We start from the raw sequence: 24,625 nt of genomic DNA on the forward strand, positions 1-24,625 counted from the left end.
TCGCTGCCCGATAGCTGCGAAGGCCCGTCACCAATAGGTGGCGGGCCTTTTTGTCTGAAATTCGAAATTTTTAAATCGCAGAATGTATCGCGTGACTGAAGTCATCGTTAGATCCTGGTTAATACTCTCGGACAGGGGGAACGCACCAGCTACGCTGGGAACGGAATAACACCAATGGGGGCTGGCAAGGTGGGAAGCGGTGCCGGTGGGTTCTGACTCTGACATGCGGGATGGGCAGACGCCGAAGGTCGTGCTGGTCACTGGAGCCAGCCGGTTCTTCGGCGGTAACGTCGTCGCCAAGCTTGCCAAGGAACCCGACATCGACCGCATTCTCGCGGTCGACACCATGACCCCCGGACGTGACCTGCGGCGACGCATGGGTCGCGCCGAGTTCGTCCGCGCGGATATTCGAAATCCCTTGATCCGTAGGGTGATCGATGGTGCGGCGGTGGACACCGTGGTGCACGCCGCGACGCTGGCCCGCCCGCCGGCGGGCGGCGGTCGCGCGGTGATGAAAGATCTCAACGTCCTCGGCGCCATGCAGCTGTTCGCGGTGTGCCAGAAGGCGATGTCGGTGCGCCGGGTCGTGGTGCGCTCGTCATCGGCGGTCTACGGTTGCAGTGCGAAGGACCCCGCGAAATTCACCGAGGAAATGAGCGCGCGCACGCCGCCGCGCGGCGGGTTCGCGCGCGACATGATCGAAATCGAAGGCTTCGTGCGCGGGCTTGCGCGACGACGGCCGGATATCGCGACAGCCATTTTGCGATTCGCTCCGATCGTGGGTCCGCGGCTGGCCAGTCGTGGGGTGCAATATCTGCGTTCGCCGGTAACGCCTACTGTTTTCGGCCGGGATGCCAGAATGCAGTTGTTGCACGAGGAGGACGCCATAGCGGCGCTCACCCTCGCCGCGCGGACCACGCGCAGCGGCACCTACAACATCGCAGGTGACGGCGCGCTGTCGCTGTCACAGGCAGTTCGACGGACGGGCCGGGTCGAGTTGCCGGTGCCGTTCACCGTGTTCCGCACCGCGGGCCGGCTGTTGATGGGCCCGGTGATGCGCGAGTTCTCTGGGGAGCAGCTCGACTATTTCCATTTCGGTTGTGGTCTGGACACCACGCGAATGCGCGCCGAACTCGGGTTCGTGCCGCGCTGGACGACGGTGCAGGCGTTCGACGACTTCATCGGGGGCGCAGCGTTGCGGCCCGTAGTCGATCCAGCATGGATCGACGCCGCAGAAAACAAACTGCTCGGCCTGCTCGGGGCCGGTACGGGAGCTCAGCAATGAACGATGTAGCGAAGGTCATTCCCCTGCACGATGTGCAGATCGAGCCGCGCCAACGGCCGATCCCGCGGCGCTGGCCCGAGGTCTCGTCGGGCGTGTCCGGGTCGGGTCGGGTGACATCGCTGACGGAACGTCTTACCTCCGTCGAGCCGCCCGCACCGCAATCGCTGTCGAGCCTGGTGCGCGGCGCGGTCGGCAAGCAGATCGGCAAGACCGCCGAGTTCGCCCGCCGCAGGCTCTCCGGCGAGTACCAAGTCGACGAATTCGGGTTCGACGAGCACCTGCTCGAATCGGTCGTTCTTCCGGTGCTGCGCCCGATCTCGGACCTGTGGTTTCGGGTGCAGGTCAACGGGATGGAGAACATCCCGGAGACGGGTGGCGCGTTGATCGTCGCCAACCACGCGGGCACCGTGCCGCTGGACGGTCTGATGCTGCAACTGGCGGTGCACGACCGGCATCCGAAACAGCGCGCGTTACGCCTGCTCGCCGCGGACCTGATCTTCGAGATGCCGGTGCTCGGCGTGCTCGCCCGCAAGGCGGGCCATACCTTGGCCTGCCGTGAGGACGCCGAGCGACTGTTGCGCTCCAGCGAGCTGACCGGCGTTTTTCCCGAAGGATTCAAGGGCGTCGGCAAGCAGTTCGCCGACCGCTACAAGCTGCAGCGCTTCGGTCGCGGTGGTTTCGTCGCCGCGGCGGTGCGCACCGGCGTACCGATCATCCCGTGCTCCATCGTCGGTTCCGAGGAGATCTACCCGAAGCTGGCCGACCTGAAGCCGCTGGCCCGGCTGCTCGGCCTACCGTATTTTCCGGTGACACCGCTGTTCCCGCATTTCGGTCCGCTCGGTGCGGTGCCGCTGCCGTCGAAGTGGTACATCGAGTTCGGCGCCCCGATCCCAACCAGCGGCTACGAGCCCGAAGCGGCTGACGACCCGATGACCATGTTCGAGGTCACCGACCAGGTACGCGAGACCATTCAGCAGACGCTGTACAAACTGCTCACCAAACGCCGCAACGCTTTCACCGGGTGAGGAATGTCGTCGGCTGGGCGAGCGCGCTTGTCCGGCTCGGGGTCGTGTGCGGTGGTGGAAGGGTCTAAGTGTTGTCGCGTCGTCGGGTGACCGCGGCGGCTACGGCGCCGCCGGCGGCGCCGAGGGCGAGCGCGGTCGGCACGCCGATCTTGGCGGCCTTGCGCCCGGTGCGGAAGTCGCGGATCTCCCAGCCTCGGTTTTTGGCCACTTCGCGCAGATCCGAATCCGGGTTGATCGCGACCGCGGTGCCGACCAGCGAGAGCATCGGCACGTCGTTGTGGCTGTCGGAGTACGCGGTGCACCGCTTGAGGTTGAGGCCCTCGCGAATCGCCAGTGTGCGCACCGCGTGTGCCTTGCCGAGACCGTGCAGAATGTCACCGACCAGGCGCCCGGTGAACTTCCCGTCCACGCTTTCGGCCACGGTGCCCAGCGCGCCGGTGAGGCCGAGGCGCTTCGCGATCACCTGCGCCAACTCGACCGGCGTCGCGGTCACCAGCCAGACCTGCTGGCCCGCGTCCAAGTGCATCTGCGCCAGCGCGCGGGTGCCCGGCCAGATCTTGTCGGCGATGATCTCGTCGTAGATCTCTTCGCCGAGCGCGGCCAGTTCGGTGGTCGGACGCCCGGCGATGAACGCCAGCGCTTTCTCCTTGCCGCTGGCCATGTCGGTGCTGTTCTCCTTACCGGTGACCCGGAACTTCACCTGTTTCCACGCGACGTCCACCAGATCGGAGGTCTTGAAGTACTTGCGCGCGGCCAGGCCGCGGGCGAAATGTACGATCGACGCGCCCTGCACCATGGTGTTGTCGACATCGAAGAACGCCGCTGCGGTCAGATCGCTCGGCGCCTCCGGACGGGGCGTCTCCACTTCCCCGGCGGCCAGTTCTGCGTCGTGCAGCGTCAATGCCGCGTCCGCGCTCGCCTCACCGGCCAGGTTGGCGCGCAATTCCTCTTCGCTCGGCCCGAACGGGCTGCGTGAGATGCGGGCGAGCTGATCCTGCAGACCCTGACCCATGTGGCTCAGATTCCACCGTGCCGGAAACTCGCCGAACCGTCCCGCAATGAATCCGGCTTTAGCCACCCTCGATTGTTCCGGCACCAGTACCTCCGCCCGTCGCGCGAATCACGTCCACAGTAACCGGATCCGCCGACAGTCACGGCAGAAGGCGGCGCGCGACACAATGGCGAAGCGGTGTGCGTCGCCTTCGGGGTGCGGGAGCGCCCGATTAAATATCTCTCATGACTCATCCCACACATTCGGTGATATTGCTGACACGAGCGGGCTGCGGATTGTGCGTGATCGCGTGGCAGCAGCTGCGGACGATCTGCGCCGAATTCGGCATCGAGCCGGGGACCGTGGACGTCGACGAAGCCGCCGCTGCCGACCCTGGCCTGCGCGCGGAATACGGAGACCGGCTTCCTGTCGTGCTTCTCGACGGCCGTGAACACAGCTATTTCGACGTCGATGAGACCCGACTGCGGGCGGACCTGAAGCGCTGAGGGGCGCCGTTGACTACCCGTTTCGGCCGCTGTGCTGGTCGCGGCGGAAAATGAGGCCAACTTCACCGACTTTGTGCAGGGCTTCACAAGCAGTTACGGTGGTGGCACGTGACCCGCATACCCAGGATGCGGAGCCGACCTGAAATCCGAAACTTCGACCGTGGCACCGGACCGTCCCGGGTCAGAGGTCGAGCGACGAGCCGGCGCCCAAGAGGCCGGAACGAGGAGCCGACGACGTGACAGAGCAGCATGAGACGCCGGGCGGCGTCTCCGGCAGGGCTCTGCAGAAGGACATCCCGCAGGCCACCGTCGCGCGGTTGGCCACCTATCTCCGGGTCCTCGCCATGTTGGCCGACGACGGTGTGGCCATCGTATCGAGTGAGGAACTGGCTGTCGCGGCGGGTGTCAATTCGGCCAAGTTGCGCAAAGATCTGTCGTTCCTCGGGCCCAACGGTGTCCGTGGCGTCGGCTATGACGTGGCCAAGCTGCGGTCGAGGGTCGAGGATGTGCTCGGTCTGTCCGAGGGCCATCGCGTCGTGCTGGTCGGCGCGGGCAATCTGGGCCGTGCCTTGGTCGGCTACCGCGGGTTCCAGCGGCGCGGGTTCACCGTGGTCGGCATGTTCGACAACCACGCGGACGTGATCGGCATGTCGGTGGCGGGTCTGGTGGTGCGCGATGTCGCCGAACTGCCGTCGGCGGTCGCCGCCCTGGCGCCGACCATCGCGGTGATCACCGTTCCCGACGACGCGGCGCAGGACGTGTGCGACCGGCTGGTCGAATCCGGACTGCAGTCGATTTTGAGCTTCGCGCCCTGCGAGTTGGTCGCTCCGGCGACGGTGGAGGTCCGGCGGGTGGATCTGGCCGTCGAAATGCAGATGCTGTCGTTCGAGCGGGTGCGCAACGGCGAACCGGCTCCGTTACCCGAGGTGGTGCATGCCGGGTCCGGGCGCATCGCCCGCCATCTCCCGCACCCCGACGGCAACACAGCGGGCACTCAGACACTCGGCAACCCCGCATACGGCAACGGAGCCAAGCAGCAAGGGATCGGTGGTCACACCATGAGTGAGCGCAGCGAGCGAATCAACCAGCACGGTGTGGCGCGGACGGCTGTGCCGAGCGAGAGCGAGGCACGGGCATGAGCATTCTGCTCGTCGGCATCTCGCACCGCAGCGCGCCGGTAGCGGTACTGGAGAAGGTGGCGGTCACCGATACGGATCGGCCCAAGCTCATCGATCGCTTGCTCTCCTCGAGTCACGTTTCCGAGGCGATGATCGTCTCCACCTGCAATCGCGTCGAAGTCTACGCGGTGGTCGACGCTTTTCACGGCGGCCTCGCCGAGGTCGGCGACCTGCTGACCAAGCATTCCGGACTACCGCTTCCCGATCTGACCAAGCACGCCTATGTCCGCTACTCGGAAGCCGCCGCCGAGCACTTGTTCGCGGTGGCCAGTGGGCTCGACTCGATGGTGGTCGGCGAACAGCAGGTGCTCAGCCAGATCCGCGGCGCCTATGCCTCCGCCGACGCGCAGCAGGCGGTGGGGCGGACCCTGCACGAACTCGCGCAGCACGCGTTGCGGGTCGGTAAGCGAGTGCACTCCGAGACGGGTATCGATCGAGCGGGCGCGTCGGTGGTGTCGGTAGCGCTGGACCGCGCCCAGCACGTACTCGGCCCGCTGGCCGGGCGGACCGCCGTCGTCGTCGGCGCCGGCGCCATGGGCAGCCTGGCGGTGGCGCATCTGTCGCGCGCGGGGATCGGCCGGATCATCGTGCTGAACCGCACCATGGCGCGGGCGCGCCGGCTTGCCGAGACCGCGCGCACGTACGGCGTCGAGGCCGACGCGAGAGAGCTGTCGCGGCTGACCGAGGCGATGGCCGCGGCCGATGTGGTGATCACCTGCACCGGCGCGGTCGGTGCGGTGGTGACCCTCGCCGACACCCATCGGGCGCTCACCGAACGTGAGCGTGGTGAATTCGCCGCTGTCGAGCGACCTTTGGTGTTCTGCGATCTCGGCCTGCCCCGTGATGTCGAGCACGCCGTGGCCGGTTTGCCCGGCGTCACGGTCATCGACATCGAGACATTGCAGCGCGATCCCGCGGCGGGCGCTGCCGCTGACGACACCGCGGCCGCGCGCTCGATCGTGGCCGACGAACTCGCCAAGTATTTCGCCGGCCAGCGGATGGCGGAGGTCACCCCGACGGTCGCCGCGCTACGCCAGCGCGCCGCGGAGGTGGTCGAGGCCGAACTGCTCCGCCTGGATTCGCGGCTACCCGGTCTCGCCGACCCGGAGCGTGACGAGGTCGCCCGTACTGTGCGCCGCGTGGTCGACAAGCTGTTGCACGCGCCGACGGTGCGGGTGAAGCAGCTGGCTTCCACGCCGGGCGGGGACAGCTACGCCGAGGCGCTGCGCGAGCTGTTCGAGCTGAAACCCGGTGCCGCGCAGGCGGTCGCCGCACCGATGGAGATCGCCGCGCTCCCCACCGGGCGCGCCGACTTGACACTGGCTGACGGCGAGATCGCCTTGGCCGACGACTTCACCGCCGGACATCACGGCGAGGAACAGGGGCAGATGGCATGACCATGGTGCACGAGGAAGGCAACGTGACCGTGCGCAGCGCACGTGCGCCGTGGCGGATCGGCACTAGAGGAAGTCTGCTCGCGCTCACCCAGGCGGGCACGGTGCGCGACGCTTTGGTCGCCGCGGGGCATCCCGCCGAGCTGGTCGTGATCAAGACTGCCGGTGACCTGTCGTCGGATCCGGTGCAGCAGATCGGCGTCGGCGTGTTCACCTCCGCGCTGCGCGACGAGCTGGCCGCCGGTGCGATCGACATCGCGGTGCATTCCTACAAGGACCTACCGACCGCGCAGGACCCACGCTTCATCATCGCCGCTATCCCGCCCCGCGAGGATCCGCGGGACGCCCTGGTGGCGCGGGACGGGCTGGTGCTCGGCGAGCTGCCCGCGGGAGCCAAGGTCGGCACGTCCGCACCGCGGCGCGCGGCACAGTTGCGGGCGTTGGGGCTGGGCCTGGATGTCGTGCCGCTGCGCGGCAATCTGGACACCCGGCTGCGCAAGGTCAGCGAGGGAGAGTTGGACGCCGTCGTGGTGGCCAGGGCCGGCCTGGCCCGGATCGAGCGGCTGGACGCGGTGACCGAGGCACTGGAGCCGGTGCAGATGCTGTCCGCCCCGGCGCAAGGCGCACTGGCGGTCGAATGCCGCAGTGACGACGACGCGCTCATCGAGATCCTCTCCGGTCTGGACGACTCGGCCACCCGCGCGTCGGTACTCGCCGAGCGTGCGCTGCTGGCCGAGCTCGAGGCAGGCTGCACCGCGCCGATCGGTGCGCTCGCCGAGGTCGTCGAGTCGCTCGACGAGGAAGGACGGATCCTGGACGAGCTCTCGCTGCGCGCGTGCGCGGCGGCCGTCGACGGGTCCGATGTGCTGCGGGCGTCGGTGGTCGGCGCCCCCGCGGAGGCGGTGGAGCTCGGCCGTGCGCTGGCTCGCGAGTTGCTCGATATGGGCGCGCGCGACCTTCTCGCCGTCGACTCGGGCGACGGTCCCCGCACGCAGGCGGTGAGTTCGCCCGCCACAGACTTGCCCAACCCCAGCCCAATGGAGAACAGCCAATGAGCGAGCGCAGCGAGCGAATCATAGGCACCCTGCCTTCGGGCATGCCGGAGACGAGCGCAAGCGAGGTGCCGGCATGAGTGGTCAAACCCGGAGGCGGCAGCGGAGCGTGACCACGGAGGGTTCCGCTCATGCCAGGAAGGACACAGCATGAGCCGAGCCACCAAGAAGCACCCCGGTCGGATTATCTTCGTCGGATCGGGTCCCGGTGACCCAGCGCTGCTGACCGTGCGGGCCCGCGAGGTGATCGGGCGGGCGACGCTGGCGTTCACCGACCCCGACGTCGACAAAGGCGTGCTCGCCCTGATCGGTGCCGCGGTCGAGCCGGGCCCCGACGGCGAGCGCCCGGTCGATGTCCGGCCAGCGCTCGGCGAACCCGCCGAGGTCGCCAAGACGTTGATCGCCGAGGCGCGCAACGGACACGACGTGGTCCGCGTGGTCGCCGGGGACCCGCTCACCACCGATTCGGTGATCACCGAGGTCAATGCCGTCACCCGGTCGCATATGGTCTTCGAAGTGCTGCCCGGTCTGCCCAACGGGTCGGCGGTCCCCAGTTACGCGGGTATCGCGCTCGGCTCCGGGCACACCGAGGCCGACGTGCGCGGGGAGGTCGACTGGGCCGCACTGGCGGCCGCTCCCGGTCCACTCGTGCTGCACGCGACCTCCGGGCATCTGGCCGAAACCGCGAGCGCCTTGGTCGAGCACGGTATGGCGCCACAGACCCCGGTCGCGGTGACGGTGCGCGGCACCACCCGCCAGCAGCGCACCATCGAGGCCACCTTGGCCACGTTGAACAGCGCGGCCTCCGAGCTGGTCGGTCCGCTGGTGGTGACCATCGGCAAGGTGGTCGCGCAGCGCTCGAAGATGTCGTGGTGGGAGTCTCGCGCGCTGTACGGCTGGACCGTGCTGGTGCCACGTACCAAGGATCAGGCCGCCGAGATGAGCGAGCGGCTGGTGACGCACGGCGCCATCCCGATCGAGGTGCCGACCATCGCGGTCGAGCCGCCGCGCAGCCCGGCGCAGATGGAGCGCGCGGTCAAGGGCCTGGTCGATGGGCGCTACCAGTGGGTGGTGTTCACCTCCACCAACGCGGTGCGCGCGGTGTGGGAGAAGTTCGCCGAGTTCGGTCTGGACGCACGGGCGTTCTCCGGTGTGAAAATCGCCTGCGTCGGCGAGGCCACCGCGGACAAGGTGCGGTCGTTCGGTATCAACCCCGAGCTGGTGCCCAGCGGAGAGCAGTCCTCCGAGGGCCTGCTTGCCGACTTCCCGCCGTACGACGACGTTTTCGATCCGGTGAACCGGGTGCTGCTGCCCCGCGCGGACATCGCCACCGAGACGTTGGCGGAGGGCCTGCGGGATCGTGGTTGGGAGATCGACGACGTGACGGCCTACCGGACCGTGCGCGCGTCGCCGCCGCCAGCGGAGACGCGCGAGATGATCAAGACCGGCGGCTTCGACGCGGTCTTGTTCACCTCGTCCTCCACCGTGCGCAACCTGGTCGGCATCGCGGGCAAGCCGCATGCCCGCACCATCGTGGCGTGTATCGGTCCCAAAACCGCCGAAACCGCCATCGAGTTCGGCTTGCGCGTCGACGTCCAGCCCGAGGCGGCTCAGGTCGGTCCTCTGGTGGAGGCGCTGGCCGAGCACGCTGCTCGTCTTCGTGCCGAAGGTCTGTTGCCGCCGCCTCGCAAGAAGAGTCGCCGTAGCCGCTGACCCGTGGTTGTTCGAGCGACCCGGCCCAGCCGCGGCGCGGTTCGATGCCGACCGAATCGCGCCGTCCGGCAGCATGTTTCGAGGCCGGATGGACCACCGGAGAAAGCGCCACTCCCGTCAGGTCGGTGGCTTTCTCTGGTGGTTGGTACCGGCCGCTGAGCGCCCTGCCCGGCGTCAGTGCCGCTTGCGCATCAGGGTGCGGACCATGGTGCAGGTGGCCGAGGACGGCGGGCGAATGCCGATTACTTCGGCCGTGTGGCGGATCCGCTTGTCGGTGGCGTAACTCGGGGCGTAGACGCCCGAGTCGAGTAGGGCGATCGCCAGGCGCATCGCCTTCAGGCGGCGGTTGTGCATGATGTACCACGCGCGCGGACGCCCCGCGGGCAGCGGGCGCTTCTGCAGTGGGGCATAGGGGCGGTCGATGAGAACGGTTGTCGGTGTACGCACTGGTATCCCTCCCGTGGCGATCGGGGGCTGTCCGGTGTGGCAGAGAGCCCCCTCGAACGTACCTTCGATTCTACCGTGTGGCACCGACAAAACTGCCGCTCACAAGGGTTGTGACCAGCTGACAGCGGGGCTGCTCAGACACCTGACGGCGGGTGCTCAGAGGTCGTGCAACAGCCGCAGCGACTGAGGATGGCCGAGTGCGGCGGCGCGTTCGAGCCACTGTTTCGCCTCCTGGTGCGCCGGCGTCCGGTCGGTGGCGGTAGCGGCGGCGTAGTGCACCTCCGGGTCGGCGAGATCGCCGGCGAGGAAAGGGGTGCTCTGTTCGCGCAGAAACAGCGCGAGGTGGAACATCGAGTCCGGGTCGCCCGCGCTCGCGCCCCTGCGCAGCCACCGTTCGCCCTCGATCCGATCGCCTCGGTCGAGATGCAGGGCGCCGAGCACCGCCATCGCATCGGCCCTTCCTCGGCGCACCGCCTCGGTGAGTAGGTCGATCGCGTGGTCGAAGGCGCCGCGGCGCGCCACGTGCAGGCCGAGACTGCGCATGGCCGTGGGGTTTCCGGCGCGCACCGCGCGTTCGTACCAGTGCTCGGCCTCGTCGTTACGGCCTCGCCGATTGGCGAGCACTCCCATATTGCAGAGTGCTTCGGGCAGTCCGAGTTCGGCCGCGGGCCGCAACCATCGCTCGGCCTCGTCGAGATTTCCGCGCTCCAAATGCAAGAGGCCCAGTTGCTGGCCCGCCAACTCACTACCGCGTGCGGCGGAGGTCTCCAGCCAGCGCATTCCTTCGCCGATCCGTCCATCGGCGCCCAACAGCGTGCCGAGTGTCGTCATGGCGCCCGCGCTGCCGCCCGCGGCGGCGCGGCGCAGCCAGAGTTCGGCGCCGGCCGCGTCGCCCGCGTCCCACAGCGCCTCGGCGCGCCGCTCCATGGCGGCGAGCTCGACCTCGGCCGGCGGTCCGGCGTTCGCGTGCCGCGCGTCGTGATCCGATGCGGGTTCAGCGTCGCTCGGCCAAGACGGTCCGGCGGTCAGCGTCCAGGTCGGGGGGAGAGCGTCGATGTCGTGGGGTTGCGCACCGGGAACCAGCAAAGTGTAGACCGGCGGCCTCGGAGACTCGGCGGTCATCCGCAGCGAGAGCGGCCAGCCGTGCAGCGTGGTGTGCAACATTCCGGCGCGGCGCGGGTCGGTGTCCCAATGCAGGCGGGCACGCAGGACCTCCGCCACAGTCGGCGGATCGATCGGCTCGGTCATGTCATCGTCCCTGGTTGCGTCCGGTCGTTTCGGATCCCGGACGGGTGACCGGGTACCCGCGGTCGCGCGCGTACGTGGTGAGTTGCGCGTCGAAGCTGCTCAGGCTGTTCAGCAGCCAGGTGTGGCCGGAGTCCTTGACGACCACGATCGGTCCTCGGGTGCCCGGTGGAAGCGTGGGCAGCACGCCGTGGGTATACCAGGACATGGTGGACCAGGGAAAGAGGAAAGCCCAGCCGAGGTCGACGACCTGTTGCGGCGGCCCGAGTTGCAACGGGTCCGCCGGGGTCGCGTATTTCGCGCCATGGCCGGTGAGCAGGTGCCGCGCGTTGTTGCGGGCCACCCGCACGTCCAGCGGCCCGGTGGTGGTATTCGGGAACGGTAGCTCCGCCTCGGCCCGGCTCAGCAGCAAGGCGCCTGCCCCCGGCGCCACTTGACACGGCCTGCTCTGCAGTCGCACGAAAACGGTGTGCGCGATGCCGGAAAAACGTAACCCGACGATGACGTCCTCGGTGCTGCCGACCAGGTGACTGCCGCTGCTACGCGCCAGTTCGCGGCGGTCGGGAGGCATACCGAGGGCGCCGAAGGCGGCATGCGCGTGGCGCATCACGCCGGGCTCGGCGAACTGCCTTGCGACGAACTCGACCCGGAAGACCTGCGCGGTGTGATCGGTGGCCTGGGTATCGGTGGCCCGCCAAGCCCGCAGCGTGGTGGCGGGCGGAGGTAGGCCGCCGGTCAGCACCGGCCACCATTCCGAGAGCAGGGCCGCCGCCCACGACTCGAAGTCGGCGGCTCTGGCCAGCGAGATATCGATGTATGGATCGGTCATGCTGTCCCCCAGGGGGTCTCGCCTCAGTGGGAGTATGCGCCTTCGACCTGCGCCGGATGTGCGATTTCCGCACCATTACCGGCCGGACCGCGTACGGTCTCGACGACCGCTGCCCGCCCTGCCGATCTCGGCGCGACACGATCACCGCCCCGGGTCAGCTGCCCCGCGCCGACACCGCCGGCGCTGGGTGCTCGCGACAGTCGATCCGACCGGGGCGTATCGTGCGATTCATGACCGGAATGGACCGCCCGCGGCGGTTACGGCGTACCCCCGCGCTGCGTCGTCTCGTGGCCGAAACAACACTGGAACCACGGCAATTGGTGTTGCCGATGTTCGTGGCAGACGGTCTGGCCGAACCGCGCGAGATCAGCTCGATGCCGGGGGTCGTGCAGCATTCGCTGGATTCGCTGCGCAAAGCCGCCGTCGAGGCGGTCGCGGCAGGTGTCGGCGGCCTCATGCTGTTCGGGGTGCCGCGTCCGGCGGACAAGGACGCCATCGGCAGTATGGCCAGCGATCCGCAAGGCATCCTCAACCGCGGCCTGCGTGCGCTCGCCGATGAGGTAGGCGATTCCACCGTGGTCATGGCCGACACCTGTCTGGACGAGTTCACCGATCACGGCCATTGCGGCGTGCTCGCTCCCGACGGCACCGTGGACAACGACGCGACCCTGGACCGCTACGTGGACATGGCCCTCGCTCAGGCCGACGCGGGCGCCGACCTGCTCGGCACCAGCGGCATGATGGACGGCCAAGTCGGCTCGATCCGGCGCGGACTGGACGCGGTCGGACGCACCGATACCGGCATCCTGGCCTACGCCGCGAAATACGCCTCGGCGTTCTACGGGCCTTTCCGCGAGGCCGTCGCGTCGTCCCTGGAAGGTGACCGTCGCACCTACCAGCAGGACCCGGCCAATCGTCGGGAGTCGATCCGCGAGCTGGATCTGGACCTGGCCGAGGGCGCGGATATCGTCATGGTGAAGCCGGCCATGTCATACCTGGACATCCTGCGCGATGTCGCCGATCGCTCGACCGTCCCGGTCGCCGCTTATCAGATTTCGGGGGAGTACGCGATGATCACCGCCGCCGCCGAGCGCGGCTGGATCGATCGCCGCGGCGCTGTGCTCGAGTCGCTGATGGGGATCCGCCGGGCGGGCGCGGACATCGTGCTCACCTATTGGGCGACCGAGGCCGCGCACTGGTTGTCGTGACGAATATGCCGGGACCGCCCGGTGCGCGACCCACCAGGGCCCCGATGCCGGTGGATGTCGGCACCGCGCGGCATGTGTGGTGGGGTGTGGTCGGATTCGGCGTCGTGCAACTGATCGCGTCGATCACCGCGGCGCTGCCGCAGCGGCACATCTTCGCCAAGGAGGTCTTCGACCAAGCCAAGGCGCAGAATCCGCAGGTCACGATGGCGAGTGCGGAGCTGATGGTGACGCTGGTGTATGTGGTCGTGGTGCTGATCGGGCTCGGTGTCGCCGCGCTCGCGGTGGCGCTCGTGCATCAGTTCGCGCGCGGCAAGCTCTGGGCCCGCACCGTCTTGACGGTCCTGGGCACCTGGATCGTAGTGCTCGGCGTCGGCGCGCTGTTCGCGATCGACGCGGTGACCGGTACAGCGTCACTGATAGCGGGCGCCGCCGCGATCGTGCAGGCCGTACTTGCGGTCGGAGCGATCTATCTCTCGCACCGTCCGGAGTCCACCGCGTATCTCCACTCGAATCAGCGGTGAACCGCTGGGCGGAACAGGTTCCTGGTTTGTCGGAAACGGCTCGGGAGGTATCGTGAGGGTTGTCACAGCAGACAACGGGAACCGGTAGTCGCTGCTCAGGCGGTGTTTTGCGTTTGCGCGAGGGAAGTCGGCGGCAGGCTCCGGAGGATCGGAGGCATCGATGCGCGTGGTGATCCAGCAGCCGCACGGTATTCGGCGGGATCTGGCCATCTTGAGCTTGCTGATCCTGTTCGGGATACTCACCGTGGGCGTACTGCTACTGCCCGGCCTGACTCGCTGATTCTGCTTTCTCGCGTGCGGCTGTGCCTTGCCGTGGTGTGTCCGGCGTGACCGATGCGACCACCCTGTTCGCCGAACCGGGCGCGCGCTGGCACGTCGTGTCCTACGGGCCGGCTCTATGCCTTGGCATTCTGCTTCTCGAACTCGTCACGGGGAGTTCGGTGCACTGGTTCGCCCTCGTCTTCTGCGCCGGTCTGATCGCCGGTTTCGTTGCGCTGCAAGTGGTCGCGGGTAGGCGGCATGTCAGTGTCGAACTCACCGGAACGACGCTTCGGGAAGGCACCGAATCGGTGCTGCTGAGTTCGATCGCCGAGGTCTTCCCGGAGCGCGACGACGACACCTGGAATGATGCGGAGTGGGAGTCGGCCAGAGTGCTCGGTGAGTTGACCGGTGTGCCGCGCCGCCGCACCGGCATCGGGCTGCGGCTGACCGATGGCACCTCGGTGCAGGCGTGGGCCAAGGATCACAAGGCCCTGCGTGCGGCGTTGACCCAGGTTGTGTATCGAAGCGAGGACGGAGCGGACCGTTGAGGCGTTGGATCATCGCGGTGATCGTCGAACTGGGTGTGATCGTGCTCGCGCTGGCGGGGGCGGGGCTGAGTTGGCGCAGCGGCATCCACGTCACCGACTTCGCGCCGTTCGGCGATTCGCCCGGATTCGCCGCTATCCGGTACCTCGCGCCCTGGTTGCTGCTGGCCGCGGTGCTCGTCACGGTGGCCGGTGTGTTCGCGGTCGACGCGACGGCCAGACTGGTGGACGGACTCCGCGGACCAGCTGAAACCGGACGTTGACTGGTGATCAGGCCGACCGGGTTGTTCGTTCGCGTCGAACCCGAGGACATCTGGTCGCGGCTACCCCGCCCGCGCCGCTGACGTAGGGGCCACACGTCCTCCTGCGCCTGGTGGTCATCGGAGTCGGCGCCTGCTGGCTCGGCAGCACCGGGCCTCGCACCGTCGAATCGCGGCGCCACCCGCGCCGGGGTACCGTGCAACCGCGCCACGCGTCGGCTCGGGCGTGCAGCTCGTCGATCGCGAGTTGTGGGGAATCTTTTTGCGGCCGTTAGTATTTCGGCCGTAGTTGGAAATGCTTCGATGAAGGAATGTGTGTGATGAACCGGTTCGCTGTCAAGATCTCTGCCGCGTTTGCCGTGGCCGCCGCCCTCGGAATCGGGGCAGCGCCCGCGGGCGCGAATCCGGGTCTTGCGCTGGAGGACCCGACCTCCATCGATGCACCGATCCTCGTGCCGGACTCGGGTTCCGCGGGCCCGTACAACGCATTCATGTGCCACCTGCACACCATTTCGGCGCAGGCGCCCTGCATGTACACCTGACGGGCGGCCGTCGGCGCCCGCTCAGCCCCAGTTCTGGTAAATATCCAGCACGCGGCCGTCGCGGGTGCCGGGGGCGTTCAGGTACAGGGTGATCGTCCCGTCCGGTCGGTTCGCCGCCTCGAGCATCACCTGGCGGAGCGAGGCATGCACGCCACCATTGTGATCGCGGTAGATCGCGGTGTCGCTCTTCAGGCCCGCGCCGATCCGGTCGAGCGGGACGACCATGGTGACCAGCGCGGGAATCGGCCCACCGGCCAGCGCTTTGGTTTCTGCGTGGTTCAGGCGAACGCCGATGCGCCCTTGGTCGAGTTGCTCGATCGGTTCGACGGCGCCGGCCGAACCGGCGCCCAGCGTCACGATGGCGCCGACGACCGCGGTTAGCGTAGCCGCGCTGACGATGGCAATCCGCATGCAGACCCTCCCAGCCGATGGACAATGTTTCCCGACAGTACGCACCGGCAATCAGCCAGCGATCTATATCCGCGCAAACACCGCATCGGCGTGTTGCCGACTCGTTGCGGCCTGAGTCACTCCACTACACCCTGTCGTCGGGCGGTTTCACGGGGGCTGAGAGACTGAGTGACGTGAGTTCTTCTCCGCGCGTGACCAGTGCATCGGTGCCGGTTTCCGCTCAACTCTTCGACCGGGCGAGTTCGTTGATTCCGGGTGGCGTCAACTCTCCGGTGCGGGCCTTCGGATCCGTCGGCGGCACCCCGCGGTTCATCGCGTCCGCCCACGGCGCCACGCTCGTCGACGTCGACGGCAACGAGTACGTGGACCTGGTGTGCTCATGGGGGCCGATGATCCTCGGACACGCGCACCCCGCCGTTGTCGAGGCAGTGCGACGCGCGGCGGTCGACGGATTGTCGTTCGGTGCGCCGACCGAGGCCGAGGTCGAACTCGCCGAGGCCATCGTGGACCGGGTCGAGCCGGTGCAGCGGGTGCGTCTGGTGAATTCCGGTACCGAGGCCACCATGAGCGCGGTCCGGCTCGCCCGCGGCTACACCGGCCGCACCAAGATCATCAAGTTCGCCGGCTGCTACCACGGTCACGTCGACGCGCTGCTCGCCGACGCGGGCTCCGGCGTCGCGACGCTCGGGCTGCCCACCTCGCCCGGCGTCACCGGCGCCCAAGCCGCCGACACCCTGGTGCTGCCTTACAACGACCTCGATGCCGTGGCTGCGGCGTTCGCCGCGCAGCCGGGTGAGATCGCCTGCGTGATCACCGAGGCCGCGGCAGGCAACATGGGTGCGGTCGCGCCGCTGCCCGGGTTCAACGCGGGATTGCGCGCACTCACTGCCGAGTACGGCGCGCTGCTCGTCATGGACGAGGTGATGACGGGGTTCCGCGTCAGCCGCGGGGGCTGGTTCGGCCGCGAGGGCGTCGCGGGTGATCTCTACACCTTCGGCAAGGTGATGAGTGGCGGCCTGCCCGCCGCAGCGTTCGGCGGTCGCGCCGAGATCATGAACCACCTCGCCCCGTTGGGCCCGGTCTACCAGGCGGGCACGCTGTCGGGTAATCCGGTCGCGGTGGCCGCGGGGCTCGCCACGTTACGTGCGGCCGACGACGCCGTCTACGCCGCGCTCGACCGCAATGCGGCACGGCTCGGCGGTTTGTTCCGCGAGGCGCTGACCGAAGCGGGGGTCGGGCATCAGGTCCAGTTCGCGGGCAATATGGTGAGCGTGTTCTTCGCCGAGCGCCCGGTCACCGACTATGCCGCCGCCAAAGCGAGCCACACCTGGCGCTATCCAGCGTTCTTCCACGCTCTGCTCGACGGCGGCGTGTACGCGCCGCCGAGTGCGTTCGAGGCGTGGTTCGTCTCCGCGGCGCTCGACGAAAACGAATTCGACCGTATTGCCGCCGCCCTGCCCGCCGCCGCACACGCGGCCGCGGCCGCCACCCCCGAAGGATCCCGCGCGTGAGCCCCGATCTCGATCAGCCTGATGCCGCCCAGCGTGAGCTGACCAAGCCCAGCACCGGCGTCGCCGAGCCCGGTCCCGCCGACTCGAGCGCCGATCCTGTCCACGGCGACACCGCTGCGCCCGCCGACAGCCCGGCGCGGGTCGGCGAGCCGGGACACGACGCGGGCACCGCGCCGGTCGAGACGATCGTGCATGTGCTCAGACACGGCGAAGTGCACAACCCGAACGGGATCCTCTATGGGCGGTTGCCCGGCTTCAGCCTCTCGGTGGCGGGCCGGGCGCAGGCTGGTGCGGTCGCGCGGGCACTGGCCGATCACGACATCGCCCTGGTGATCGCGTCCCCGCTACAGCGGGCGCAGGAGACCGCCGAGCCGATCGCCACACCGCACCACCTGATCGTGCGGACCGATGAGAACCTCGTCGAGGCCGGCAACACCTTCGAAGGGTTGCGCGTCTCGGTCGGCGACGGCGCGTTGCGCAAACCACGGCACTGGTGGAAGTTGCGCGACCCGTTCACCCCCTCCTGGGGCGAGCCGTATCTGCAAATAGCGCATCGCATGCTGGCCGCGGTGAACAAGGCGCGGGTCGAGGCCGCCGGTCGCGAGGCGGTGCTGGTATCGCATCAGCTGCCGGTATGGACGTTGCGGCGGTTCCTGCAGGGGCAGCGGCTCTGGCACGACCCACGGCACCGGCAGTGCTCGCTCGCGTCGCTGACCTCGCTGGTCTACCACGGCGACACACTCGTCGACATCGTCTACTCCGAGCCCGCGGGTGGTTCGGACCCTTCGGTACACGGCGCATGACCCGGCCCACCTCCTCCGGCACCCCGCCCGCGGCGATGACGCCGATGCGGCGGGTGCTACCGGTCCTGCTCGCGTGCGTGGCGTTGATCGCCGCGCTCGCGGGCTGTTCGACCGGTTCGGACGCGGTGGCATCCGGCGGTACCTTCGAGTTCGTCTCGCCCGGCGGCCAGACCGACATCCACTACGACCCGCCAGCGGCGCGCGGCACTATCGGCCGGTTGGCGGGCGCCGACTTGATGACCGCGGGTAAGACCACCTCGATCGAGGACCACGTGGGCAAGGTCGTCGTGCTCAATCTGTGGGGCCAGTGGTGCGGTCCGTGCCGCGCCGAAGCGCCCGCTCTGGAAGCCGTCTACGAGGCGACCAAGGACAAGGGCGTCGCGTTCATCGGCATCAATGTCCGTGACCCGCAACAGGACAAAGCCCAGGACTTCGTGGTCGACAACAAGGTCGGCTACCCATCCATCTACGATCCGTCCATGCGCACGCTGCTCGCGCTCGGCGGCAGTTTTCCCACCAGTGTCATCCCCACCACCCTCGTCCTCGATCGGCAACACCGGGTCGCCGCGGTTTTTCTGCGGTCCCTGCTCGCCGAGGATCTGCAGCCGGTGGTCCAACGTCTCGCCGCGGAGGAATCACAGTGAATCGCGACCGTCGTACCCGTAACCCGCGTGCCTGTCGGCCACGGCAGGGTCCCCGACGAATCAGTGGCGGCTGGGCCGTCGACGACCGGTGGGCGGGCATCGCCAGCGTGCCGCGCAGCGTCGCCGCCGATTCACTACTGGAGTTCGTCGTGCTCGACGTCATCGAGCAGCCGGCCCGCACCGAGCGGAAGGTGTCGTTGCTGCATGGCGCCGGGCAAGCGGCCGAGCGGGCGCCCGAGGAGGAATCGGTGTGAGACCCGAGCGCGCAGCGTCGCCGCGAACCGGGGAGGCCAGGTGATGGTGCTCGCCGGTGTCGGGGAGTCGTTCCAGCAGACGGCGGCCTCCGGGCCGCTGCTGCTGGCGCTCGGCGCGTGCGTGCTCGCGGGACTGGTGTCGTTCGCCTCGCCGTGCGTCGTGCCGTTGGTGCCCGGTTACCTGTCGTATCTGGCCGGCTTGGTCGGCGCCGAGGCGCCACCGGCGACGGTCGCGGAGGCCACGAAAGGCGGTGCGGCGCACTCCGGTTCAGTTGTTGTCGCGGACGCGGCTGCTCGGCGGGCGGGACGGATGCGGGTCGCCGGCGCCGCCGGACTGTTCGTCACCGGGTTCACCGTGGTCTTCGTGCTCGCCACCGCGACGGTGTTCGGTGTCATCCAGACGCTCAATGTGAATCGTGAACTGTTGCAACGGATCGGCGGTGTGGTCACGATCCTGATGGGACTGGTGTTCATCGGCCTTGTTCCCGCGCTGCAACGCGACACCAGGATAGAGCCACGCCGGCTCACCGGCATCGTGGGCGCACCGCTACTCGGCGGGGTGTTCGCGCTCGGCTGGACGCCGTGCCTCGGCCCGACGCTGTCCGGCGTGATGGCGGTGGCGGCGGGCACCGACGGGACGACGGCCGTGCGCGGCGTCGCGCTGATCGTCGCCTACTGCCTCGGGCTCGGGCTGCCGTTCGTCGTCTTGGCGTTCGGGTCGGCGAGTGCGCTGCGCGGGGTCGGCTGGTTGCGCCGTAATTCCCGCGCCATCCAGATCACCGGGGGCATCCTGCTGGTCGCGGTCGGCGCTGCCTTGGTCACCGGAGCGTGGGACCAGTTCGTCGCCTGGGTACGCGACGGGTTCGTTTCCGAGGTGATCTTGCCGATATGACCGTGACCGACCATCCGGCGACCGCAACCGCCGCGCCGCCGCCGCGGCAATCCGTACTCGGACGCGCCTGGGCGTTCGTGCGTAACACCTGGCGCGGGCTCACCAGCATGCGCACCGCCCTGGTGCTGCTGTTCCTGCTCGCCGTGGCCGCCATTCCCGGCGCGGTGCTGCCACAGCGCAGCCTCAATGAGCAGAAAGTCGTCCAGTACATCGCCGATCGGCCGACGCTCGGTCCGTGGATGGATCGGTTCGAGCTGTTCGACGTGTTCTCCAGCTTCTGGTTCACGGCCGTCTATGTGCTGCTGTTCATTTCGTTGGTCGGCTGTATCCTGCCACGCACGATCGACCATTACCGCGCGTTGCGTACCCCACCGGTACGGGCGCCGCGCAACCTGACCCGCCTCCCGCACCACTATTCGGGCGATACCGCGCAAACGCCGGACGAAATTATCGCGCACGCGCGCACCCAGTTGCGCCGCTGGCGCACCGAGGTCCGGCCGGGGACGCGCGACGGTGAGGTGGCGTTGTCGGCCGAGAAGGGTTACACCCGCGAACTCGGCAACCTGGTTTTCCATCTCGCGCTGGTCGGGCTGCTGATCGCGATAGCGGCGGGCAAGCTGTTCGGCTACGAGGGCACCGTCATCGTCCTGGCGAACAACGGTCCCGGTTTCTGTACCACGTCGCCCGCGGTGTTCGACTCGTTCAAGGCGGGCAACGTCAACGACGGCACCGGGATGACTCCGATCTGTGTGCGGGTCAAGGATTTCAAAGCCGACTACCTGACCAACGGCCAAGCCGAGATGTTCACCGCGGGTATCTCGTATCAGGCGGGCGAGGACCTGCGCACGAACACTTGGCGCGATACTCAGGTGCAGGTCAACCACCCGCTGCGGGTCGCGGGCGACCGGCTCTACCTGCAGGGCCACGGCTACGCCCCGACCTTCACCGTCACTTTCCCCGGCGGTCGGACCCGTACCGAGTCCATCCAGTGGCGCCCCGACGACGCGTCGACCTTCTTGTCCAGCGGCGTATTGCGAATCGACCCGCCCGGCGGCATGTACGCCACCGAGGAGGAGCGCCGCAAGAATCAGATCGCGATCGAGGGCCTGTTTGCGCCGACTGCCCTGTTCCACGGGACGCTGATGAGTTCGGCGTTCCCCGCGATGAACGACCCGGCCGTCGCGGTCGACATCTATCGGGGCGACACCGGTCTGGACACCGGCAAGCCGCAGTCGCTGTTCGCGCTGGACCCCGAACAGGTCAAGCAGGGGCGGCTGGCCAAGGAGGCCAGGGTGAACCTCCGGCCGGGCGAGTCGACCACCCTGCCCAATGGCACCAAGGTCACCTTCGACGGCGCGCAGGAGTTCGTGAACCTGCAGGTATCGCACGATCCCGCACAGCAGTGGGTGCTGGTCAGCGCGCTGCTGATGATGGCGGGTCTGCTGGTCTCGCTGCTGGTGAAGCGTAGGCGGATCTGGGTGCGGGTCTACCCGGCCGAGAACAGGCCGGGTACCGTTGACCAACGACGTACTGTAGTAGAGATGGGTGGGCTCGCGCGGACCGACCAGGCCGGCTGGGGCGGTGAGTTCGATCGGCTGCGTGCGCGCCTGTCCGGCGAGCAACCCGATGCCACCGCGACCACCACGGTGCGCGCCGCCGAAACCACGGGAGAGTGACCATGCCGATCGACGAGACCGTCGCCAGATACAGCGATTTCGCGTTCAAAACGGCGATCGTGGTGTACGCGCTGGTCATGGTGCTGCTGATCTGGCAGTACGCGACAGCGCGCAGCCGTCAGGTGGCCGAGCGCGAACTCGTTGCGGTGGGGGCCGCGCCGTCGGGACCGGGCCGGATCGCCGAGCCCGCACCGAGGTCGCTGTCGGAGCGACTGGGCAATACCGCGTTCTCGGTGCTGATGGTCGCCATCGCGCTGCACGTGGCCTCGATCGTGTTGCGCGGCTTCGCTGCCCATCGTTTCCCGCTGGGCAACATGTACGAGTTCGTCACCATGGCGACGGCCGCCGCCGTGCTCGTCGGGGTGCTGTTGTTGCGCGAGCAGCGCTATCGCGCGATGTGGGTCTTCCTGCTCGTGCCGGTGCTGATCCTGCTGTTTCTGGCGGGCACCGTGCTCTACGCCGATGCCGCGCCCGTGGTGCCGGCGCTCAAGTCCTTCTGGTTGCCGGTACACGTCACCATCGTCAGCGTCGGCAGCGGCGTGTTCCTGTTCGCGGGCGTGGCGAGTCTGCTTTTCCTGTACCGCCTGCGCCAGCCCGACGGCCAGGAGTCGACCAACATCCTCGGTATCGTCGCCCGTCGCCTACCCGACGCTCGCACCCTCGACCGCCTCGCCTACAAGGCCACCATCATCGGCTTCCCGCTCTTCGGCGCCGGCGTCATCCTCGGCGCCATCTGGGCCGAGGCCGCGTGGGGCCGCTTCTGGGGCTGGGACCCGAAGGAGACCTGCTCCTTCATCGCTTGGGTCCTCTACGCCGCCTATCTGCACGCCCGCGCGACCTCCGGCTGGCGCGACACCAGGGCGGCGTGGATCAATGTCGCGGGGTTCGTCGCGATGCTGTTCAACTTGTTCATCATCAACATGGTGATCAGTGGGCTGCACTCCTACGCGGGACTGAACTGATCGGGCTCGACCTCCGTATTCGCGCATCTGACGAGTTGCGCGCTCGCATCGGTCCGATCGTAGGTACGCAGTGAGTACGCGGCAACTTCCGCACTCGGGCGCCGTGACCGATCCCAACCGCACCCACTCCCGCAGGTAGATCTATCGGCCGTCGACAACCGTGGGCAGAGGAAGGGCCTGGCCCTGCCGTTCGCGCATCCTCGACATGCGCACAGAACAGGTTGGCGACTGGAGCGCGCGGTTGCCACGGGCGCGGGATTCAACTCGCGCTATCGCCGCCAATGGTCAGTGGCCGCCGAAAAAGCCGCCCAGAGAGTCATACTCTCGCTACCGCCGTGACATTGTTGTCCGTGATCGTTGGAAGACATTGCTGCGCGAGCATCGTCGCGATCACATCTACCCGGCGCGCATCCGCGCAAACCATCCGTGGGCGCCCGGCGCCCGGCGCCCTCGCCGGGCGAAGATTCCCCTTTCGACGTCGACCGCTGCCGAATCCGCCACCGGTGCCGCACCGGCGGATGTACGGTTTGCTGGTTTCGCGTCGTGCTGGTGACGCGATGGGAGGTAAGGGTGTGGGCCGAAAATGGTGACGAGATCGTTCGCGCGGTGGTACGACAGGTTTTTCGGAATCGTGCGGGGCTGATCGGCGACTTCTGCGCGGTGATGCGGGCACAGGTTCGGACCTTCGATCTCGACTCGCGAATGCGCGGACTGCTCGACGCAGGCGCGTCCGAGAACGTCCTGGCCGTGCTGGATTTCATGCGAAACGACACCCCGGAGGACGAGGTGCGGGCCCCCATCAGTGTGCTCGAGTATGCCCGCGAACTGGCTCAACGAGACATACCGGTGTCGACGCTGCTTCGGGCGTATCGGCTCGGTCATGCTCGGTTCACCGATTCTCTGATGCGGTGTGCGGTGGAGCTGGCGGGTAAGGAGAGCGTGTGCGCCATAATCCAACTGGTCAACCGGACGACGTGCTACGCGGACCGGGTGTGCGAGCAGGTCGAGACGGTATACGACCGAGAACGAGACCGTTGGGTGAGCAGTCGCAGCGGCCGGCGTCGCCGATGGCTGGCGCAGGTGCTTGCCGGATCGGTGACCGATGTCGGCCGGGCCGAGATGATATTGGACTACTCGTTGACCGGCATCCACGTTGCCGTTACCGCGTGGTCGGACTCGACGGTCTCGTCGCACGATGCGGTGACGGTTCTGGACGACCTTCGTGCCGTACTGTCAACAGTTTTGAACAGCTCCGAACAGACGCTGGCCGTGCCGACCGGCGAAGGTGAAGTGCGGCTGTGGATGTCGGTCCCGGACAGCGTCGAGGTCGATGTGGCCGAAATCGACCGCGCGGTATCGGCGAAAGCCCTACCGGTGCGGGTGGCGATCGCGGAGCCGGCTGCCGGCCTGGCGGGCTTCCGGCGCGGCATGTGGCAGGCCGACCGTGCACGCGCTGTCGCGGTGATCGCGGGTGACAATGCTCCGCGGGTGGTTTCCTATCCCCAGGTGGCCTCGATCGTGTTGATGGTGGGCGATCTGGAGCGGGTTCGCGCATTCGTGGCGGAATACCTCGGCGAGCTGGTCGTGAATGACCAGCGGAACTTATGGCTCCGCGAAACCTTGCGGGTGTTCCTGGCGAACAACCGCAGCTATATGGCGGCCGCACAGGAAATGACAGTGCACCGCAACACGATCCAGTACCGAGTACAGAAGGCGCTGGAATTGGCGGGGCATACCTTCGGCCACCGCGAACGCACCCTTGACCTGCAACTTGCGCTGCATGCCGCGCACTGGCTGGGCGCGGCAGTGCTGCGCTCACCGCCGGCGGGCTGACCGACAACGCGAATGTGCGGCTGTTTGCCGTACCGATCGCGACCAACTCCGCTGTGCTCCAGCGCTTCCCGTGCGCTACGCACAAAAATAGCTGCGAATCTATGCGGTATTTCGTGCGCATCCACGATGGCTCCCATCGCGATGCCGTCGTAATGTGTGACACGTCTGCTTCGGCTCGGCCGCGCAAGGAGAGCATCATCGAACACGCCGCGTAGGGGGTAATGGTGCGGCCGAGGACGGCATCGCCGGCCAGAAAAGCCGAACCCGAGACCACCAGATTCACATGCCATTCACGCTGGCTATGACCGGGAATGGCACGTTCTATCCGTGTCGTAGCCTCCGAAGTTTTCGGGGTTCAACTGTTTCGGAAACCGTATGGCCCAGATGGGGTATCGGCATTGCCTGTCTCGTAACACACGCGGCAACACTTCCCATTCTTTTCCATGCTGTCGAGGTATCGGACCTACCCGAGTGCCGTGCCGGTCATGTTTGCCCGACTTCGGTCCCGAACACCTGATACCCGCCCGACTTCGGTCCCAAACATCGCTGTAGTCATTCGAAGGTGTCGAGGATGTCATGAAGCCGCACTTTGTCGTAATTCACCGTTGGCGTGATCGTTATGCGGACTACTCTCGCT

25 protein-coding genes are annotated in these 24,625 nt (G+C 67.8%); 20 read left to right on the plus strand and 5 right to left on the minus strand.

The features are described from left to right. Positions 1–223 precede the first annotated feature (223 nt). Both AB0B25_RS12880 and AB0B25_RS12885 read left to right on the plus strand, forming a co-directional pair. A complete protein-coding gene (locus tag AB0B25_RS12880; RefSeq protein WP_357177776.1) occupies positions 224–1,285 on the plus strand; it encodes an NAD-dependent epimerase/dehydratase family protein in 1,062 nt (353 codons plus the stop codon). Further along, entirely contained in the window at positions 1,282–2,310 is a 1,029-nt protein-coding gene (locus AB0B25_RS12885) for a lysophospholipid acyltransferase family protein (protein ID WP_357177687.1), read from the plus strand. Before AB0B25_RS12880 ends, AB0B25_RS12885 begins: the two co-directional genes overlap by 4 nt. 64 nt (positions 2,311–2,374) lie before the next feature. Here the strand turns inward: AB0B25_RS12885 and AB0B25_RS12890 are convergent, their stop codons facing one another. Continuing rightward, positions 2,375–3,322: an HAD-IB family hydrolase gene (locus AB0B25_RS12890; protein WP_357177690.1), complete on the minus strand. Its 948-nt coding sequence runs from the start codon at positions 3,320–3,322 to the stop codon at positions 2,375–2,377. A 224-nt stretch (positions 3,323–3,546) separates the two neighbouring features. Here AB0B25_RS12890 and AB0B25_RS12895 point away from each other — a divergent pair, with 224 nt between their 5' ends. From AB0B25_RS12895 to AB0B25_RS12915, 5 genes are all read left to right on the plus strand, one after another. Further along, positions 3,547–3,807, plus strand: a complete 261-nt coding sequence (locus tag AB0B25_RS12895; RefSeq protein WP_357177693.1) for a glutaredoxin family protein — start codon at positions 3,547–3,549, stop codon at positions 3,805–3,807. Between the two features lie 236 nt (positions 3,808–4,043). After that, positions 4,044–4,946, plus strand: a complete 903-nt coding sequence (locus AB0B25_RS12900) for a redox-sensing transcriptional repressor Rex (protein ID WP_357177696.1) — start codon at positions 4,044–4,046, stop codon at positions 4,944–4,946. Continuing rightward, the gene (locus tag AB0B25_RS12905) at positions 4,943–6,382 is read left to right on the plus strand and encodes a glutamyl-tRNA reductase (RefSeq protein WP_357177699.1); all 1,440 of its coding nucleotides are present in this window, start codon (positions 4,943–4,945) and stop codon (positions 6,380–6,382) included. The genes AB0B25_RS12900 and AB0B25_RS12905 overlap by 4 nt, the downstream gene beginning before the upstream one ends. Continuing rightward, on the plus strand, positions 6,379–7,434 hold the full coding sequence (gene hemC, locus AB0B25_RS12910) for a hydroxymethylbilane synthase (protein WP_357177702.1): 1,056 nt from the start codon (positions 6,379–6,381) through the stop codon (positions 7,432–7,434). Before AB0B25_RS12905 ends, hemC begins: the two co-directional genes overlap by 4 nt. A gap of 147 nt (positions 7,435–7,581) precedes the next feature. After that, the gene (locus AB0B25_RS12915; RefSeq protein ID WP_357177704.1) at positions 7,582–9,144 is read left to right on the plus strand and encodes a bifunctional uroporphyrinogen-III C-methyltransferase/uroporphyrinogen-III synthase; all 1,563 of its coding nucleotides are present in this window, start codon (positions 7,582–7,584) and stop codon (positions 9,142–9,144) included. A 174-nt stretch (positions 9,145–9,318) separates the two neighbouring features. Here AB0B25_RS12915 and AB0B25_RS12920 read toward each other — a convergent pair whose 3' ends face one another. The 3 genes from AB0B25_RS12920 to AB0B25_RS12930 form a co-directional block, all read right to left on the minus strand. Beyond that, the gene (locus tag AB0B25_RS12920) at positions 9,319–9,591 is read right to left on the minus strand and encodes a hypothetical protein (RefSeq protein WP_357177707.1); all 273 of its coding nucleotides are present in this window, start codon (positions 9,589–9,591) and stop codon (positions 9,319–9,321) included. A 156-nt stretch (positions 9,592–9,747) separates the two neighbouring features. Continuing rightward, positions 9,748–10,839, minus strand: coding sequence for a tetratricopeptide repeat protein (locus AB0B25_RS12925; protein WP_357177710.1), 1,092 nt, complete (start codon positions 10,837–10,839; stop codon positions 9,748–9,750). 1 nt (position 10,840) lies between these two features. Beyond that, positions 10,841–11,665 (minus strand): hypothetical protein, encoded by an 825-nt coding sequence (locus AB0B25_RS12930; protein WP_357177713.1) that lies wholly within the window; start codon positions 11,663–11,665, stop codon positions 10,841–10,843. 230 nt (positions 11,666–11,895) lie between these two features. On the opposite strand from AB0B25_RS12930, the gene hemB reads away from it, so the two are divergent. From hemB to AB0B25_RS12955, 5 genes are all read left to right on the plus strand, one after another. Further along, on the plus strand, positions 11,896–12,873 hold the full coding sequence (gene hemB / locus AB0B25_RS12935) for a porphobilinogen synthase (RefSeq protein ID WP_357177716.1): 978 nt from the start codon (positions 11,896–11,898) through the stop codon (positions 12,871–12,873). A 44-nt stretch (positions 12,874–12,917) separates the two neighbouring features. Next, positions 12,918–13,394, plus strand: coding sequence for a hypothetical protein (locus AB0B25_RS12940; RefSeq protein WP_357177719.1), 477 nt, complete (start codon positions 12,918–12,920; stop codon positions 13,392–13,394). Positions 13,395–13,720: 326 nt separating this feature from the next. After that, positions 13,721–14,203: a hypothetical protein gene (locus AB0B25_RS12945; protein ID WP_357177722.1), complete on the plus strand. Its 483-nt coding sequence runs from the start codon at positions 13,721–13,723 to the stop codon at positions 14,201–14,203. Further along, on the plus strand, positions 14,200–14,463 hold the full coding sequence (locus AB0B25_RS12950) for a hypothetical protein (protein WP_357177725.1): 264 nt from the start codon (positions 14,200–14,202) through the stop codon (positions 14,461–14,463). Before AB0B25_RS12945 ends, AB0B25_RS12950 begins: the two co-directional genes overlap by 4 nt. Before the next feature lie 317 nt (positions 14,464–14,780). Beyond that, positions 14,781–15,002 carry a hypothetical protein gene (locus AB0B25_RS12955; RefSeq protein ID WP_357070006.1) on the plus strand — a complete coding sequence of 74 codons (222 nt, stop codon included), beginning with the start codon at positions 14,781–14,783 and terminating at the stop codon, positions 15,000–15,002. Positions 15,003–15,023: 21 nt separating this feature from the next. On the opposite strand, the gene AB0B25_RS12960 is transcribed toward AB0B25_RS12955, so the two are convergent. Further along, the gene (locus AB0B25_RS12960; protein WP_357177728.1) at positions 15,024–15,413 is read right to left on the minus strand and encodes a hypothetical protein; all 390 of its coding nucleotides are present in this window, start codon (positions 15,411–15,413) and stop codon (positions 15,024–15,026) included. A gap of 173 nt (positions 15,414–15,586) precedes the next feature. Between AB0B25_RS12960 and hemL the strand changes: the two genes are divergently transcribed. From hemL to AB0B25_RS13000, 8 genes are all read left to right on the plus strand, one after another. Continuing rightward, positions 15,587–16,924: a glutamate-1-semialdehyde 2,1-aminomutase gene (gene hemL, locus AB0B25_RS12965; protein WP_357177731.1), complete on the plus strand. Its 1,338-nt coding sequence runs from the start codon at positions 15,587–15,589 to the stop codon at positions 16,922–16,924. A gap of 185 nt (positions 16,925–17,109) precedes the next feature. Then, positions 17,110–17,727, plus strand: coding sequence for a histidine phosphatase family protein (locus AB0B25_RS12970; RefSeq protein WP_357070163.1), 618 nt, complete (start codon positions 17,110–17,112; stop codon positions 17,725–17,727). Positions 17,728–17,771: 44 nt separating this feature from the next. Then, the gene (locus AB0B25_RS12975; RefSeq protein ID WP_357177779.1) at positions 17,772–18,371 is read left to right on the plus strand and encodes a TlpA disulfide reductase family protein; all 600 of its coding nucleotides are present in this window, start codon (positions 17,772–17,774) and stop codon (positions 18,369–18,371) included. Further along, a complete protein-coding gene (locus AB0B25_RS12980; protein WP_357177734.1) occupies positions 18,368–18,625 on the plus strand; it encodes a hypothetical protein in 258 nt (85 codons plus the stop codon). Before AB0B25_RS12975 ends, AB0B25_RS12980 begins: the two co-directional genes overlap by 4 nt. A 43-nt stretch (positions 18,626–18,668) precedes the next feature. Continuing rightward, entirely contained in the window at positions 18,669–19,517 is an 849-nt protein-coding gene (locus AB0B25_RS12985; RefSeq protein WP_357177782.1) for a cytochrome c biogenesis CcdA family protein, read from the plus strand. Then, positions 19,514–21,193: a cytochrome c biogenesis protein ResB gene (locus tag AB0B25_RS12990; protein ID WP_357177737.1), complete on the plus strand. Its 1,680-nt coding sequence runs from the start codon at positions 19,514–19,516 to the stop codon at positions 21,191–21,193. Before AB0B25_RS12985 ends, AB0B25_RS12990 begins: the two co-directional genes overlap by 4 nt. A gap of 2 nt (positions 21,194–21,195) precedes the next feature. After that, a complete protein-coding gene (gene ccsB, locus AB0B25_RS12995) occupies positions 21,196–22,155 on the plus strand; it encodes a c-type cytochrome biogenesis protein CcsB (protein ID WP_357177740.1) in 960 nt (319 codons plus the stop codon). 570 nt (positions 22,156–22,725) lie between these two features. Continuing rightward, entirely contained in the window at positions 22,726–23,988 is a 1,263-nt protein-coding gene (locus AB0B25_RS13000) for a helix-turn-helix domain-containing protein (RefSeq protein ID WP_357177743.1), read from the plus strand. Positions 23,989–24,625: the final 637 nt, after the last annotated feature.

This window comes from Nocardia sp. NPDC049190, from assembly GCF_040648115.1.
In the GTDB taxonomy this organism is placed as follows: Bacteria; Actinomycetota; Actinomycetes; order Mycobacteriales; family Mycobacteriaceae; genus Nocardia.